The following is a 15,658-nucleotide window of genomic DNA, read 5'->3' as shown; positions in this document are numbered from 1 at the left end:
GTTAGTTCTTGCCTTTTGTGGCCGCGGCGACGGGTTGACCGGCAGCGGGCGCCACGGCCGATGCATTGACCGCCGCATCAAAGGCCGGGGTCGTGTACAGGCTGACCTCGGCCTCGACCTTGCGCCACTTGGCGACATTGGCCAGGTGTTCGTCGTAGGTGGCGGCGAAGACGTGCCCGCCCGTGCCGTCGGCGACGAAGAAGATGTCCTCGGTCTTGGCGGGATTGAGCACGGCGCGCAGCGCGTCGCGGCCGGGATTGCCGATCGGCGTCACCGGCAGGCCGTCGATGATGTAGGTGTTCCACGGTGTCTTCTTGTCGAGCTCCGAGCGCAGCAGGCCACGCCCCAGGGGTTCGCCATTGCTGATCCCGTAAATGACGGTCGGGTCAGATTCCAGCCGCATCCCCTTGCGCAGGCGATTGACGAAGACAGCGGCGACGCGCGGACGCTCCGAGGCGATGCCGGTCTCCTTTTCCACGACCGAAGCGAGGATCAGCGCCTCTTCCTTGGTCTTGACCGGCAGGTTCGGCTGACGTTTAGCCCACTCTTCGTCCAGTGCCTTGCGGCCGGCGTCCAGCATGCGGTCCAGCACGGCCTGGCGTGTTTCACCGCGCTGGTAGTCGTAGGTTTCCGGCAGCAACGAGCCTTCCGGCGGCACGTCGATCTCGCCGGTCAGCTCAGGCACGGCCTTGAGAATGCGCACGGCCTGGGCCGAGGTGCGTCCTTCCGGGATGGTGACGAAGCTGCGGATGACCTTGCCGTCCTCGATCTGGTGCAGGACGGTCATCATCGACGCCCGCGCCGGGAACTGGTAGGTGCCGGCCTTGAAACGGTTGGCCTTGCCGCCCAGGCGCGCCGCGACGCGGAAGGCCAGGCCAGACCGAATGATCTTCTTGTCTTCGAGCTGGCGCGCCATGGCGGCGACGCTGGTGCCGGGGGCGAAGCTGATTTCAGACACTTGCGCGGGGCCAGGACCGAAGACGGTCGACCATGTAAACAGCAGCGCCGCCAGGCCAAGGAGCAGGATGCCAATGCCAAGTCCCGCCAGCGGGCCTTTCAGCCCCTTGCGTTTCACAGGCGGTTCGGCACCCGGCTCAATGCGTATCATGGCTCGACCTGGCCGAGGATCAGCGCCGCGTTGGTGCCGCCGAAGCCGAACGAGTTCGACATCACCTTCTTGACCGTCATCTTCTTGGCCTTGTGCGGGACCAGGTCGATGGGGGTTTCCACATCCGGGTTGTCCAGGTTGAGCGTCGGCGGGACGATCTGGTCGCGGATGGCCAGGGCGCAGAAGATGGCTTCTACGGCGCCGGCGCCGCCCAGCAGGTGGCCGATGGCCGACTTGGTCGACGACACGGTGCCGGTCTTGGCGCGTTCGCCCAGGAACTTCTCGATGGCCTTGAGCTCGATGCCGTCGGCCATGGTCGAGGTGCCGTGAGCGTTGACATAGTCGATCTCGGCCGGATCGATGCCGGCATCCCTGGCGGCCGCGACCATGGCGCGGTAGCCGCCGTCGCCGTCTTCGGAAGGCGCGGTGATGTGGTAGGCGTCGCCCGACAGGGCATAGCCCAGGACTTCGGCATAGATCTTGGCGCCGCGCGCCTTGGCGTGTTCGTATTCTTCCAGGACGACGACACCCGCGCCTTCGCCCATCACGAAGCCGTCGCGGTCCTTGTCGTAGGGACGCGAGGCGCGCGTCGGCTCATCATTGAAGGCGGTGCACAGGGCGCGGCAGGCGATGAAGCCGGCAATGCCGATCGGCACGATGGCCGATTCCGCGCCGCCGGCGACCATGAGGTCGGCGTCGCCATGGGCGATCAGGCGGGCGGCGTCGCCGATGGCGTGAGCGCCGGTGGCGCAGGCCGTAACGACCGAGTGATTCGGCCCCTTGAGGCCATGGCGGATCGATACCTGGCCCGAAGCAAGATTGATCAGCGACGACGGAATGAAGAAGGGTGAGATGCGCTTGGGACCCTTGTCGCGCAGTTCCAGCGCGGTGTCGGCGATGATGCCCAGACCGCCGATGCCGGAGCCGATCATCACGCCGGTGCGGATCTTGTCCTCTTCGCTTTCGGGGTGCCAGTTGGCATCATTCAGCGCCTCGTCGGCGGCGGCGATGGCGTAGAGGATAAAGTCGTCGACCTTGCGGCGTTCCTTGTTCGACAAGGTCTTGGACGGATCGAACGACCCTTCGACATCGGGTCCGCCGCCGCCACGGCCCTCGACGGTCGGCACTTCACAGGCGACCTGGCAGGCATAGTCCGTGGTATCGAACGCGGTGATCTTTCCTGCGCCGGACTCGCCGTTCAAAAGGCGCTTCCAAGTGATGTCGACGCCTGCGCCCAGCGGCGAAACCAGACCCAGACCTGTAATGACAACGCGACGAACCATGTAGTCTCCACCCTGATGGCGTGCGGCCTCTAACGCGGCCCGCCATTCCTGCCCCTGGCCATTCCGCGCGTTTCCCCCGGCACGGCACTCAATGTAATGATAGTTGGCCGCATTTCCCGCCGCGTTCAACCCCTTCTTCCGAAAAAGCCTGCCGCAACGGAAAATGCCAGCCCGAAACGCGAATTGGAAATGCCAATCAGAAACGAAAGAAGCGCGGTCAAACCCTGGAAAAAGGGCCTGAGAACCGCGCTCCGTGAAAGCCGTTTCCCGGCCTTAAGCCGCCAGCTTTTCCTGAATGTAGTTGACGGCGTCGCCGACGGTCAGGATGTGTTCGGCCGAATCGTCGGGGATTTCGATATCGAATTCCTCTTCGAAAGCCATGACCAGCTCGACGATGTCGAGGCTGTCAGCTTCCAGATCGTCGATGAAGCTCGCCTTTTCGGTGACCTTGTCCGGATCAGCATCCAGGTGGTCGATCACAATCTTGCGAACACGTTCAAGAACTTCAGACATTTAACGTCCCTTCAGAGGTTTAGACATTCGGATACCTCGTGAGCGTTCGCCTGCGGGGCCATCAGAATCCGGGTTTGACTTTTATTCACACAATCAGCGCGATTCAAGCGATTTCGCGCTGTGTTTAACCAACTGTCCGTTGCGCCGCAAGATATGGCGCGTTTATGTGTACGGACTGGTACGGTTTGATGGCCTAAATCATTGCCATGCCGCCGTTGACGTGGAGGGTCTGACCCGTCACGTAACCGGCTTCGTTGCTGGCGAGGAAGACGGCGGCGGCGGCGATATCCGCGCCCTTGCCGAGGTCGCCGGCCGGGATTTTGGCCAGGATCGTCGCGCGCTGTGCTTCGTTCAGTTCGTCCGTCATCGGAGAGGCGATGAAGCCCGGCGCGATGCAGTTGACCGTGATGCCGCGCGAGCCGACTTCCTGCGCCAAGGCCTTCGAGAAGCCGATCATGCCGGCCTTTGAGGCGGCATAGTTGGTCTGGCCGGGATTGCCGGTGACGCCGACGATCGAGGTGATGCCGATGATGCGGCCATGGCGGCGCTTCATCATGCCCTTGGTGGCGGCGCGCGCCAGGCGGAAGTAAGCTTCGAGGTTGACCTTGATGACCGTGTCCCAGTCCTCGTCCTTCATGCGCAGGATCAGGCCGTCGCGCGTGATGCCGGCATTGGCGATCAGGATGTCGAGGCCGGCGCCCGCGACCTCTTCGGCCTTGGCGACCAGGCCGTCAACCGAGGCTGCGTCCGACAGGTTGGCGGCGGCGACGAAGGCGTTCTCACCCAGTTCACCGGCGAGGTCGGTCAGCACGTTTTCGCGGGTGCCGGAAAGCACGACTTTGGCGCCTTGCTTGTGCAGCGCGCGGGCGATTTCGGCGCCGAGGCCACCCGTGGCGCCGGTGACAAGGGCGGTCTTGCCGGTCAGTTCAAACATGTGATCTCCCGCGATATGGTGTTTTCAGTGGTCGCGCCTTACGCGATGAAGCGGAAAGGATCAAGCAGTTTACAAAGCCGTATAAACTTCGCCCTCCCCATTCATGGGGAGGGGGGACCGCCGAAGGCGGTGGGCGGGGCGTCTTGCAAAGCTAGCCAGCGCCCCAAGGCCAGGTTGACTACGCCATTAGCGGTCTCATCTGGATCAGCCAGCAGATCGACCGCGTTGATTCGATGAACATAAATGCCCTGCTCTGTAAGCCATTGATCGCGCTTTTCATCATGCGCGCGCTGGTAATCACGAGTATGAATTTCACCGTCAACCTCGATGCATAACTTCGCCTTTGGGCAGTAGAAGTCGAGTACATACGTGCCAATCGGATGTTGATTGCGAAAGACAAGGTCGCCTGTTCGCTCCTTCAACCGCAGCCACAGCCAAAGCTCCGGTTTCGTAAGTTGCTTGCGCAATCGTCGAGCCGTCTTGTTAACAGCGCCTTGCCGTAGTGTGCGTTTCATCTTTCAAAGGCCCCGCCCACCGCCTGCGGCGGTCCCCCCTCCCCATGAATGGGGAGGGCGAAGGATAGATGATTTATGCTTTCAGCGATTGCGCGAATGCCTCGAAGTCGGCAGCCGAGTTGAGCGCGACGGCGTTGGCTTCAGGGGCGATGCGCTTGATCATGCCCGTCAGAACCTTGCCGGCGCCCAGTTCAGCGACGGTGGTCGCGCCGCCCTCGCCTGCCAGCCATTGGACGCTTTCGCGCCAGCGCACGCGGCCCGTCACCTGCTGCACCAGCAGGTCGGCGATTTCGGACGTACCGCCAATCGGACGCGCCGTGACGTTGGCCACAAGCGTAGAGACCGGTTCGTTGATCGTGGCCTTCGCCAGGGCCGCGCGCATTTCCTCCGCTGCCGGCTCCATCAGGGGCGAGTGAAACGGCGCTGATACATTCAGCAGCATGCCCTTCGCGCCCAGTTCCTTGGCCTTTTCGATCGCCAGTTCGACCGCAGGCTTCATGCCGGAAATGACGATCTGGCCGGCATTGTTGTCATTGGCCACCACGACCACGCCCGCCGCCGATCCGGCCTCGCACGCCTTTTCGGCCAGTTCGAGGTCAGCCTTGCCGATCAAAGCCGCCATGGCGCCCACGCCTACGGGCGCCGCGCGCTGCATGGCCTGGCCGCGCAGCTTGAGCAGGCGCGCGGTTTCTTCAAGCGAGAATGTTCCCGCCGCCGCGTGCGCCGAATATTCACCCAGCGAATGGCCCGCGACGTATTTCGCCGCCGAACATTGAATGCCGAAATCACCTTCCAGCACTTTCGCCACCGCCAGGGACACAGCCATGATGGCCGGTTGGGCGTTTTCGGTCAGGGTCAGTTGATCCTCAGGCCCGTCCTTCATCAGCTGGAACAGCTTCTGGCCAAGCGCCGCATCGACGGCGTCGAAGACCTCACGGGCGCGGGGGAAGTTGTCGTAAAGCTCCGCGCCCATGCCGACGCTCTGCGAGCCCTGACCGGGAAATACGAAAGCCAAGGTCATGACGCTGTCTCCGGAATCTGTGGATTTGTGGCCTGACTAGGCCAAAGCTCAAGCCTCGGCAAGCGCAAACCACCGGCGCGGAATTGTCCTCAGACAGAATTAACGAGGACGAATTTGGGGGCTGACACCTGCCTGGACCGTGATATGGTTGCATTTGATAAAGTAACGCTTGGGGGCATTCCATGACGATCAATAGACGCCACACCATTGCATCCGCAATGGCGCTTATGCTTGCTGCAAACGCCGGCAGCGCCTTTGCCGCCGCCAATCCGCTGGGCGCGCCACCGCCACTGGAGGTCTATGGTCACCTGCCTGCGATCAGCCACGTCACGCTGTCGCCTTCGGGCACGCATGTCGGCATGGTCATGCGCAAGGGCACCGAGCAGTTCGTCGTCGATTACGACATCGCGACCAAGGCGGTCGAAATGCAGCCCGTCGGCAAGCTCGTCGTCGAGGACCTGGACTGGGTCGACGACACCTACATGACCTTCGTCAACCGCCGTACCCTGCGGTCCGGCGAGACCATGACCGTCAACCAGGGCCTGATCCTGAACGTACGGGCGCACAAGACCATTCCTATCGGGACAGGCCGAAACCAGGACCCGTTCCTGTACGACCAGCCGCGCGTCATCGAAAAGGACGGCCGCAAGCTGATCTACATGATGCTGATGGAGCAATCGCATGACAGCCGCCTCGAAGGCCGGAACATAAAGCTCTACAGTGTCGATCCCGCGACCGGCAAGGCGACAGAGATATGGACCGACATCCCCGTCGAGGCATACTTCCCGAGTGGGAAGGGTGATTTCATCAGCGGCATTGAGTACAAATGGGATGCGCAGATCTGGCGGTTGAAGTTCAATCAAAACGGCGACTGGAAGACCGTACTCGAGCGTCGGGGTCGTCTCGACCTGCCGGAACTCTGGGGTCTTGGGCGTGACGACACCTCCGTCACTCTATTCATGAATGACGACACTCAGGAAGGCTATTACGAAGTAAAATCGGACGGCACGCTGTCAGCCGAACTGAACCCGGACAATCCCGAAAGCCGCCCGGTGCACAACCGCAGGACCAAGCATCGCGTTGGCTTCGCCAATTATGGCGATTGGGTCAGCTACGATTTCGCCGATCCTGTCATGAAAACCCTGCCGGCTCTGACGGCCAAGGCTTTCGAGGGATATAGGACCAGCTTCGCCGCCTATGCGGATGACCCGCGCAAGGTGGTCGTCTACAGCGAAGGCGAAGATGACGCAGGCACCTATACCTTCGTCGATTTCGCCAAGGGCGGCTACACCGAAATTGGCCGCACCTATCCGGACCTGGCGCCGGAATGGATCGCGCAAAAGACGGCGTTCGATTTCACGGCGGCCGATGGCCTTGAGCTGCGTGCCTATCTGACGCTGCCCCCGGGCCGGGAGGCAAAAGACCTGCCGCTGATCGTCCTGCCGCATGGCGCGGCCGAAGGACGCGACAACCTGTCGTTCGAGTACGATGTGCAGGCGCTGGCCTCGCGCGGCTATGCTGTCCTTCAGGTCAATTCACGCGGATCGGACGGCAAGGGCCGTGCGTTCAATCAAAAAGGCTATGGCGAATGGGGCCGCAAGATGCAGACCGACCTGTCGGACGGCGTTCGCTATCTGGCGGCGCAGGGGAAGGTCGATGCCAAACGCGTCTGCATTGCCGGCTGGTCGGCCTACGGCGGTTATGCGGCGCTGGCCGGCGTGGCCTTCGACCCGGGCATCTATCGTTGCGCCGCGTCGGTGTCCGGCGTCAGCGACCTTAAGGAGTTCGTCGACTGGAAGGTCCACGACAGCGGCGGCGAGACCTCAGTTCCTGCGCTCTACTGGAAGCGCATGCTGGGAGATCAGGCCCAGTGGGGGACCTATTCGCCCGCGCAGAACGCCGCAAAGATCGGCGTTCCCGTCCTGGTTATGCACGGCAAGGACGACACGAGTGTACCAATCAAGCAGAGCCAGATCATGGTCAAGGCTTTGCAGGCGGCCGGAAAGCCATACGAGTTCGTCGAGCTGGCCAATGAAGACCACTTCATGTCGACCAGTGAGAACCGTCTGAAGATGCTCCAGACGCTAATCAAATTCATGGAAAAGAACAACCCGGCTTACTGAGCCGGAACGGGGGGATCGATATGCGCGTGCTGGCCGGTTTCTGTTCCGTCATGGCCCTGATCGCCGGAGGCGCCCAGGCGCAGAATCCGCTGGGCGCGCCACCGCCGCTGGAGGTGTTTGGCCAGTTGCCCGAGGTCCAGCACGTCGATCTGTCGCCTGACGGCAGGCATGCCGCCATGGTCGCGACGCGGAGCGGCCAGCGCTACCTGGTCGACCTGGACCTGACGACGGAAAAGACGGTGGCCCAGCCACTGGGCGACATCCGCGTCCGAGACGTGATGTGGGTCGGCAATCGCCACGTGGCCCTGGTCAAGAGCTGGACCACCACGGCTCCGATCTATTCGACGTTCAAGACCGAGCTCTATACTGTCAATCTGCAGGATATGGTGACGGGCAAGTCCCGCCAGCTGTTTCTCGGCATGGAGGACAGGGAAGTCGATCCGGTCGTGACCGGCGATATCCATGTCGTAAAGGATGCCCAGGATTACCGCGTCACCGCCTCGGCCTTTTCCAGGGCCAACGAGGGCAACTACCTGTTCTACAGCTTCGGCGCCAATGACAACAGGACGAACCAGATCGACTTTGCCGGCCGCAACGTCGTTGATTGGGTGCTGACTTCGGATGGCAAGCCGCATGCGCGCTCGGAATATGACTTCGAGCGCAAGATCTGGCGACTGAGGTTTCGCTCGGGAAGCGACTGGATGAGTGGGCTGGAAATTCCGGCCACGATCGATATTCCCGATACCCGAGGACTGGGACGCGACGGCCAGTCCGTCCTTGTCTTTCAGGAAGGCAAGGGCTTTTTCGAAGTATCCGCCGACGGCACGACCGGCGCCCTGGAGTCAGGGACCTATTCCAGCCCCCTCTTCCACCCCCTGACAAGGCGTTTCAATGGTTTCGCCAGTCACGGCGGCTGGGTCGATTACGACTTCCTCGATCCGGACATGAAAGCCCTGCCGGCGAAGGTCGCAAAGGCCATGCCGGGCTACCGGACGCAATTCGCGGCCTTCGCCGAAAATCCGCAAAAGCTGATCGTCTATGGCGAAGGTCCCGGCGACGCGGGCAGCTATACCTTCATCGACTTCGCCACCGGTACGTCCGTGCCGGTGGGCGCGACCTATCCGGACATTCCCGAGGCCTGGGTGCCGGTCAAGCAGGCGATAAAGTACAAGGCCGCCGACGGGCTTGAGATCGAAGCCTACCTGACCCTGCCGCCCGGCCGCGACGCGAAATCCCTGCCGCTGATCGTCCTGCCCCATGGCGGGCCGGAGACGCGCGACGACCTGTCATTCGAATGGGACGTCGCGGCCTATGCCTCGCGCGGCTATGCGGTGCTTCAGCCCAATTTCCGCGGTTCGGCGGGCTATGGCGCGGATTTCGTCGCCGCCGGTCATGGTGAGTTCGGCCGCAAGATGCAATCGGACCTGAGCGATGGCGTGCGTCACCTTGTCTCCGGCGGGCTGGTCGACGCCGCGCGCGTCTGCATCGTCGGCTATTCCTATGGCGGCTACGCGGCCCTGGCCGGCGCAACCTTCGAAAAGACCTATCGTTGCGCCGCCTCCTATGCGGGCCTCAGCGACCTGCCAGCCTTCACATCCTATATTTCCACCAAGACCTATAGCGACAAGAGCGCGGGTAGCCTTTACCTGCGCCGCTACCTGGGCGACATGGCCAGCCAGGCCGCCGTATCTCCCGCCCGTCACGCTGCCGGTGTCGATATTCCCGTCCTGATCATCCACGGGCGGGACGATACCACCGTGCCCGTCATGCAGGCCCTGACCATGCGCAACGCCCTGAAGGCCGCCGGAAAGGCCCACGAGTATGTCGAACTGAAGGGCGAGGACCATTATCTCAGCCGCGCCGAAACCCGTCTGCAGATGCTGAAGGCCGTCGTGGCCTTCGTCGAAAAGCACAATCCGGCCTACTGATCCCGCGGTGTGCAGGCGGCCGGCGCGAGGTGGCCTTGCCGATTTTCCGAATACGAACTAACGTGGCTATCGGCAGGGCACTGCCAGGGGAAGACACCGGGGGCATAATCATGATCAAATCCACGAATCCGTCGCGCCGCGCTGTGGTCGCGGGCCTCACCGCCGGGGGCGCGCTCATGGCGGCCAGGCCAACGTTGTCGCAGACACCGTCCCTGCCGCCGCTGACCCTCTGGGGCAAGCTGCCCGCGGTCGAAGACGTTGCCTTGTCGCCGGACGGCAAGCGCGTCGCCATGATCATGGACAAGGGCGGCGAGCGCGCCATAGTCGACTATGAGCTGGCGACCGGCAAGGCGTCGGCCGCCATCATCGAGGGCGACAAGCTGCGCGACCTGATGTGGGCGGACAACGAGCACGTCGCCGTCGTTTCGTCCAACATCATGAAAGACGTCGGCACGCAGTGGGAACAGTGGTTCGGGCTGATGATGAACGTGCCCGCCGGCAAGCGCCGCATCATGTATGACGGCATCGGCGGTGTGAACAGCACCGTGATTTCCGGCAATATCAACCGCATCCTGACGAAGGATGGTTACCGCATCACCGCTTCGAGCTGGAAGGTGCCGGAAGGCGTCAACATGGTCAACAGCGACAGCGGCGGCAATTCCTATAACGAAAACTACGTCGAATGCCTCTACTACTTCAATCCGGCCACCGGGCGCGGTTTCAAGCTGGACGAGGAGGCGCGGAACATCGACGACTGGGTGGTCAAGGCCGATGGCCGCATCGCCGCACGTTCGGAATATAACGACGACCAGGGACGCAACTTCATCGTCCGCATGAAGACCGAAAAGGGCTGGAACGAGGTCTATCGCGTCAAGGCCGACATGGACCGCCCAAGCCTCATGGGCCTGGGGCGCGACGGCGAATCCGTGCTGGTCGGCATCCAGGGCGGCCAGAAGGCCGACACCTATTTCGAGCTGGACGCCATGGGCAAGGTCACGCCGCTAGAGGCGCAAGGCGTCGGCCACTACCCGATCTTCCATCCGGCGACGCGGGCGCTGGCCGGCTTCGGCAATGCCGGGCCGATCGACACCTACACCTTCTACGATCCGGTCATGCAGCGCCTGCCCAAGCTGATCAACGGCGCCCTGCCCGACAGCATCAACGACCTGGTCTCCATCGGCGAAAATCCGCGCCAGGTCGTGGTCCGCAGCGAAAATGTCGAGGACGCCGGCACCTATTTCTATTTCAACTTCACGACCGGTGAGTTCAAGGAGATCGGCTCCAGCTATCCCGGCCTGACCGCCGAATGGATCGCGCCCAGGTCCCACATCACCTACAAGGCCGCCGACGGGCTCGACATCGGCGCGTGGCTGACCCTGCCGCCGGGCGGCAAGCCAGCGAAGAACCTGGCGCTGGTCGTGCTGCCGCACGGCGGGCCGGAATCGTTCGACGACGCGCGCTTCGACTGGATGTCTCAGGCCATCGCCTCGCGCGGCTATGCGGTGCTGCAGCCGAACTTCCGCGGCTCGTCCGGGCACGGCAAGGCCTTTACCGAAGCGGGCTATGGCGAGTTCGGCCGCAAGATGCAGACCGATCTGTCCGACGGCGTCGCGCACCTGGTCAAGCAAGGTATCGTCAATCCGAAACGCGTCGCCATCGCCGGCGCATCCTACGGCGGCTATGCGGCGCTGGCGGGCGTGTCCCTGCAAAAGGGCATCTATAATTGCGCCGTGTCGATCGCCGGCCTGTCGGACCTCAAGAGCTTCAACGCCTATCTCAGCGAATGGAGCAATTTCGACGGCAATTCCTACACCATGCGCTACTGGAAGCGGTTCACCGGCGAAGCCGGCCTGGACGAGGTCTCGCCGATCCGACACGTCGACGCCGTCAGCGTGCCGGTGATGCTGATCCACGGCAAGGACGATATCGTCGTCCCCTACAAGCAGACCGAGTTGATCAACGACGCCCTGACAAAGGCCGGCAAGCCCGTCGAACTGGTGGTGCTGAACGGCGAGGACCACTGGCTGTCGCGCGAACCCAGCCGCGTCCAGACGCTGGAAAGCATGGTTGGCTTCCTGCTCAGGCATAATCCGCCCGCTTGACCTCCACCGGCTTGACGGAACAGGCCTAAATGTCCGACAAAAGGACATTGACCGCAAAAAGGGCCCGTCCATGACCGCACTGCGTACCTATGCTTTCCTCCTGGCCCTCGCCGCCGCCCCGGCCGTGGCGCGCGACGACGCACCCGGATCGAACCCGATCATCCGCGATGTCTTCTCGGCCGATCCGGCGGCACTGGTCGTGGGCGATCGCGTCTACCTCTATGTCGGGCGCGACGTATCGGACGACAACAAATACCGCATGCCGGACTGGCTGGCCTATTCATCGGCCGACATGACGCATTGGCAGTCGCACGGCACGGTGCTGAAACCGACTGACTTCAAATGGGCGCGCAGCGACGCCTATGCCTCGCAGGTCGTCGAGAAGGACGGCAAGTTCTACTTCTACGCCACCGCCAAGCACAACGCGCCCGACACCGCCATGGCGATAGGCGTCGCGGTAGCGGACAGCCCGACCGGCCCGTTCACCGACGCGCGCGGCACGGCGCTGATCACCAACGCCATGACGCCCGAAGCCAAGCACGACTGGAGCGACATCGACCCGACCGTCTTTACCGACGACGACGGCACGTCCTGGCTGATGTGGGGCAATGAGAAGTGTTTCATCGTCAAGCTCAAGGCCAACATGATCGAGCTGGACGGACCGGTCCGCGAGGTCGCCCTGCCCCACTATACCGAAGGCCCGTGGCTGCATAAGCGTGGCGGCCTGTACTACGTGACCTATGCCTCGTGGGACAAGGGCGATGACGGCGAATATATTTCCTACGCCACGGCGCCATCGGTCCAGGGGCCGTGGACCTATCGCGGCCAACTGACCGGCAAGGCGGAAAACAGCAGTACCATCCACCCGGCGATCATCGACTTCAAGGGCCAGTCCTACTTCTTCTACCACGACGGCGGATGGACGATCGGCGACAAAAAAGGCGGCAGCTACCGCCGCGCGGTGCGCGTCGAACGGCTCTACTATAACGCCGACGGCACCATCCGCCCGATCGTCCAGACGAAGGCGGGCGTGTCCGCGCCTGCGGAATAGCCCGCGATCTCAGCGTGACGGGCGCAGGGCCGCGCCAAGGCCGGCGGAAATCGCCGCCGCCGTCTCGGCCAGTATATCCTTCGCCTGGTCGCTGTCGATGGTCTGCGAACCGTCGATCAGCTTGAGGAAGGGCACGGTCACAGCGGCCGCGATCGTGCCGTCGAAACCGAAAACCGGAAAGCTGATGTCGGTGACGCCCAGCGTCCGCGTGCTGGCCATCATCTCATAGCCCCGCGCCTTGACCTCGCGCAGCATCGCCGCCAGCTTTTTGTCTTCGACGGCGTCATTGCCGAAGGCCAGCAGGACATGGCCCGAGCACGAGGCGGCCAGCGGGATCGCGGCGCCGGTCCGCACAGCGAAGCCGGTGGGTCCGGGGTTCTCCTGGCGCAGGATCACCAGGCCGTGGTCGTCGGCGCGGACGACCAGATGACAGGACTGGTCGATACGGTTGGCGAGGTCGCGCATAAGGGGCGCCGCGACAAAGGCCAGCTCTTCGGCCGGCGTGGCGCGAAAGGCCAGTTCCAGCATGCGCGGCGTCACGCGATAACGGTCGCCCGGCGCCTTGCGCAGCCAGTCGCGGCGTTCCATCACCATGATGACGCGGAAGATCTCGCTCATCGACAGGCCAAGGCCCGCGGCGATCTCGGTCACGGTCAGCCCGCCCGGCACGCCGGCCAGCAGTTCGATGACGTTGAAGCCCTTTTCGAGCGCCGGGGCGGCATAGCTGGCGTTGCGCGGCGTATCGGGTGAAGCGGGGACGGTAGGTTTGGCCATATCCCCTGCCTAAGGCGATTGCGCCCTTTATACAAGCTTCCTAGAGGCTGGCGATCGCCTTCAGGACGCCGTCGCGGCTGTCGATCAGGTCCGGTACGACCGACGGAAGATCATGAAGCGCGAAGGCGTGGGTTTGCAGGGCGCGCGTCGGCAGTTCGCCCGCGCGGATCAGGTCGATGACCAGCCGGAAGTCGTGATGGGTGGCGTTGCGGCTGCCGATCAGCTGCATTTCGCGCTTGTGGAACTCAGGATCGGCGAAGGTGATGGCGTCCTTGACCACGCTGACCAGGACGTAGCGGCCACCGTGGGCGACATAGCCGAAGCCCTTTTCCATGGCCTTGGCGTTGCCGGTCGCATCGAAGACGGCGTCGAAATAGTCGCCTTCGGTGCGCGCGCGCAGCCAGTCGTCGAGCTCGGGCCCAACGCAGGCCGTATGCGGCAGGCCCAGCGCCGTGCGGGCATAGTCGAGCCGGGTCTGGCTGGTGTCGATCAGGCTGACATCAGCGCCGGCCAGCCTGGCCAGGAGGGCGACCGCGACGCCGATCGGCCCCGCGCCCGCCACCAGCACGCGCTCGGTTTCGGTGATCGCGCCGCGCCGGACGGCGTGCATGCCGACCGACAGGAACTCGACCATGGCGGCCTCTTCGGGCGTCAGCCCAGGCACGGGGATGACGGCTGCTTCGGGCACGCAGACGAAATCGGTCATGCCGCCGTCGATATGGACGCCCATGACGCGGACATTGACGCAGCAGTTTGGCTTGCCCTTGCGGCAGGCAATACAGCGGTTGCACGGCAGGTAGGGATTGATCGTGACCAGTTGTCCGGCCTGCAGGCTTGAACCGCCGTCGCTGTCGACGACTTCGCCGGCCAGTTCGTGGCCCATGACGCGCGGATAGGACAGGAAGGGCTGGGTGCCGCCGAAGATGTGATAGTCGGTGCCGCACAGGCCGACACGGCGAATGCGGATCATGACCTCGCCGTCCTTGCGGACCGGCCCCGGACGGTCGACGACGGTCAGTTCGAACGGCTTTTCACATACCACGGCTTTCATAAGTGCATCCTGTTGCAGACTCATTATTATCATATACGAAAGTTACTTCCATTATGGAAACTATGCAAGCCGGCTTGATCACTTGGCGAAATCGCGCACTATCCGGACCCAACGCAGCGTCGACTGCGGTAAAGGAAGGACACGCCATGCCAGATTTTTCAAAGGACATGACCCGCCGCACCGCCGTAACCGCCACGCTGGCGGCGCTGGGTTCCAGCGCCCTGGCCGGGCGAGCGGTGGCCCAGGCCGCATTCAAGCCGGCCGATGCGACCTTGACCGGCACGCCCCAGGCGCCGGTGATCATCCCCGCCCGGCCGGAACCCAAGGGCCTGCTGTCGGACGAGGTCGTTGAACTGTGGCCCGCCGGGCGCGTGCCGGGGGGCGAAGGCATGGCCGTGACGCGCCTGGTGTTGGAGCGCGGCTCGCCCGCCGCCCACGACCGGGCGGTGATGCACGTGTCAAAACCGATCCTCGAAGTCTTTCGGCCGGAAGAACCCAACGGCGCGGCGATGATCCTTGCGCCCGGCGGCGGCTATGTCCGGCTGGCGGTCGACAAGGAAGGCGCGGGCGGCGCGCGAAGGCTGATGCAGGAGGGCATCACCTGCTTCGTCCTCAACTACCGCCTGCCGGGCGACAGGTGGCCTGTTGGCTACGACGTCGCGCTTCAGGACGTCCAGCGCGCCGTGCGGTGGGTACGCGCCAACGCGGCCGCCTACGGCATCGACCCCAAACGCATCGGCGTCATGGGATTTTCGGCGGGCGGACATCTGGCGGCGGCCGCCCTGACCCGGTTCGACGCCAAGGTTTATGAACCAGTGGACGCCGCCGACCAGGTATCGGCTCGGCCGGACATGGTTATGCTCGGCTACCCCTTCATCGATCTCGGCAAACGCCCCCTGCCCGGCTTGCCGCCGTCGGCCGAAGCCGCAAAGCCTCTGAATGAGCGAGTGGTCAAAGGCCTGCCGCCGGTCTTCCTGCTGCACGCCGCCGACGACACATCGGTGCCTGTGGCCAACAGCCTGGCCATGTACCAGGCGTTGAACGCCGCCAATGTGCCGGCCGAAATGCACCTTTATCAGGAAGGCGGCCACGGCTTTGGCTTCAGCCTGCCCGCCAGCCGTCCCGCTTCGCACTGGCCTGACGCGTTCACGGCCTGGCTCAGGGGCATCGCGTTTATCTGAACAGGGCGCCGTTCACACGCTGGTTTCTCGGCATATTACCGGCCGACTTGCCCAATGGGGCGTACAGGCCTATC

General features: G+C 63.5%; 13 protein-coding genes. 5 read left to right on the top strand and 8 right to left on the bottom strand.

What is annotated here, in order from left to right; all coding sequences use genetic code 11:
* Nucleotide 1: 1 nt before the first annotated feature.
* The 6 genes from mltG to fabD form a co-directional block, all read right to left on the bottom strand.
* Nucleotides 2-1,108, bottom strand: a complete 1,107-nt coding sequence (mltG, locus tag J2X24_RS03320; RefSeq protein ID WP_209716646.1) for an endolytic transglycosylase MltG — start codon at nt 1,106-1,108, stop codon at nt 2-4.
* Nucleotides 1,105-2,391, bottom strand: a complete 1,287-nt coding sequence (gene fabF, locus J2X24_RS03315; protein ID WP_209716643.1) for a beta-ketoacyl-ACP synthase II — start codon at nt 2,389-2,391, stop codon at nt 1,105-1,107. The genes mltG and fabF overlap by 4 nt, the downstream gene beginning before the upstream one ends.
* Nucleotides 2,392-2,664: 273 nt before the next feature.
* Nucleotides 2,665-2,904, bottom strand: coding sequence for an acyl carrier protein (locus tag J2X24_RS03310; RefSeq protein ID WP_192620312.1), 240 nt, complete (start codon nt 2,902-2,904; stop codon nt 2,665-2,667).
* A gap of 193 nt (nt 2,905-3,097) precedes the next feature.
* Complete coding sequence (fabG, locus tag J2X24_RS03305; protein WP_209716640.1) at nt 3,098-3,838, bottom strand: 3-oxoacyl-[acyl-carrier-protein] reductase; 741 nt, start codon at nt 3,836-3,838, stop codon at nt 3,098-3,100.
* A 101-nt stretch (nt 3,839-3,939) separates the two neighbouring features.
* Nucleotides 3,940-4,353 carry an endonuclease domain-containing protein gene (locus J2X24_RS03300; protein WP_209716637.1) on the bottom strand — a complete coding sequence of 138 codons (414 nt, stop codon included), beginning with the start codon at nt 4,351-4,353 and terminating at the stop codon, nt 3,940-3,942.
* Nucleotides 4,354-4,426: 73 nt separating this feature from the next.
* The gene (gene fabD, locus J2X24_RS03295) at nt 4,427-5,374 is read right to left on the bottom strand and encodes an ACP S-malonyltransferase (RefSeq protein WP_209716634.1); all 948 of its coding nucleotides are present in this window, start codon (nt 5,372-5,374) and stop codon (nt 4,427-4,429) included.
* A 182-nt stretch (nt 5,375-5,556) separates the two neighbouring features.
* Here fabD and J2X24_RS03290 point away from each other — a divergent pair, with 182 nt between their 5' ends.
* From J2X24_RS03290 to J2X24_RS03275, 4 genes are all read left to right on the top strand, one after another.
* Nucleotides 5,557-7,497 (top strand): alpha/beta hydrolase family protein, encoded by a 1,941-nt coding sequence (locus J2X24_RS03290; protein ID WP_209716631.1) that lies wholly within the window; start codon nt 5,557-5,559, stop codon nt 7,495-7,497.
* Between the two features lie 20 nt (nt 7,498-7,517).
* Nucleotides 7,518-9,425: an alpha/beta hydrolase family protein gene (locus tag J2X24_RS03285; protein ID WP_209716627.1), complete on the top strand. Its 1,908-nt coding sequence runs from the start codon at nt 7,518-7,520 to the stop codon at nt 9,423-9,425.
* A gap of 110 nt (nt 9,426-9,535) precedes the next feature.
* Nucleotides 9,536-11,527 (top strand): alpha/beta hydrolase family protein, encoded by a 1,992-nt coding sequence (locus J2X24_RS03280; RefSeq protein WP_209716623.1) that lies wholly within the window; start codon nt 9,536-9,538, stop codon nt 11,525-11,527.
* Between the two features lie 70 nt (nt 11,528-11,597).
* Nucleotides 11,598-12,578 carry a glycoside hydrolase family 43 protein gene (locus J2X24_RS03275; RefSeq protein WP_209716620.1) on the top strand — a complete coding sequence of 327 codons (981 nt, stop codon included), beginning with the start codon at nt 11,598-11,600 and terminating at the stop codon, nt 12,576-12,578.
* Nucleotides 12,579-12,587: 9 nt separating this feature from the next.
* On the opposite strand, the gene J2X24_RS03270 is transcribed toward J2X24_RS03275, so the two are convergent.
* Nucleotides 12,588-13,352: an IclR family transcriptional regulator gene (locus J2X24_RS03270; RefSeq protein WP_209716618.1), complete on the bottom strand. Its 765-nt coding sequence runs from the start codon at nt 13,350-13,352 to the stop codon at nt 12,588-12,590.
* Between the two features lie 40 nt (nt 13,353-13,392).
* Entirely contained in the window at nt 13,393-14,403 is a 1,011-nt protein-coding gene (locus tag J2X24_RS03265; protein WP_209716614.1) for a zinc-binding alcohol dehydrogenase family protein, read from the bottom strand.
* Nucleotides 14,404-14,549: 146 nt separating this feature from the next.
* On the opposite strand from J2X24_RS03265, the gene J2X24_RS03260 reads away from it, so the two are divergent.
* Nucleotides 14,550-15,584: an alpha/beta hydrolase gene (locus J2X24_RS03260; protein WP_245344419.1), complete on the top strand. Its 1,035-nt coding sequence runs from the start codon at nt 14,550-14,552 to the stop codon at nt 15,582-15,584.
* Nucleotides 15,585-15,658 lie beyond the last annotated feature (74 nt).

It is taken from the genome of Asticcacaulis solisilvae (genome assembly GCF_017875235.1).
In the GTDB taxonomy this organism is placed as follows: domain Bacteria; phylum Pseudomonadota; class Alphaproteobacteria; order Caulobacterales; family Caulobacteraceae; genus Asticcacaulis; species Asticcacaulis solisilvae_A.
Note: the sequence above shows the minus strand (reverse complement) of the source record. Positions and strands in the feature narration are given on the sequence as shown.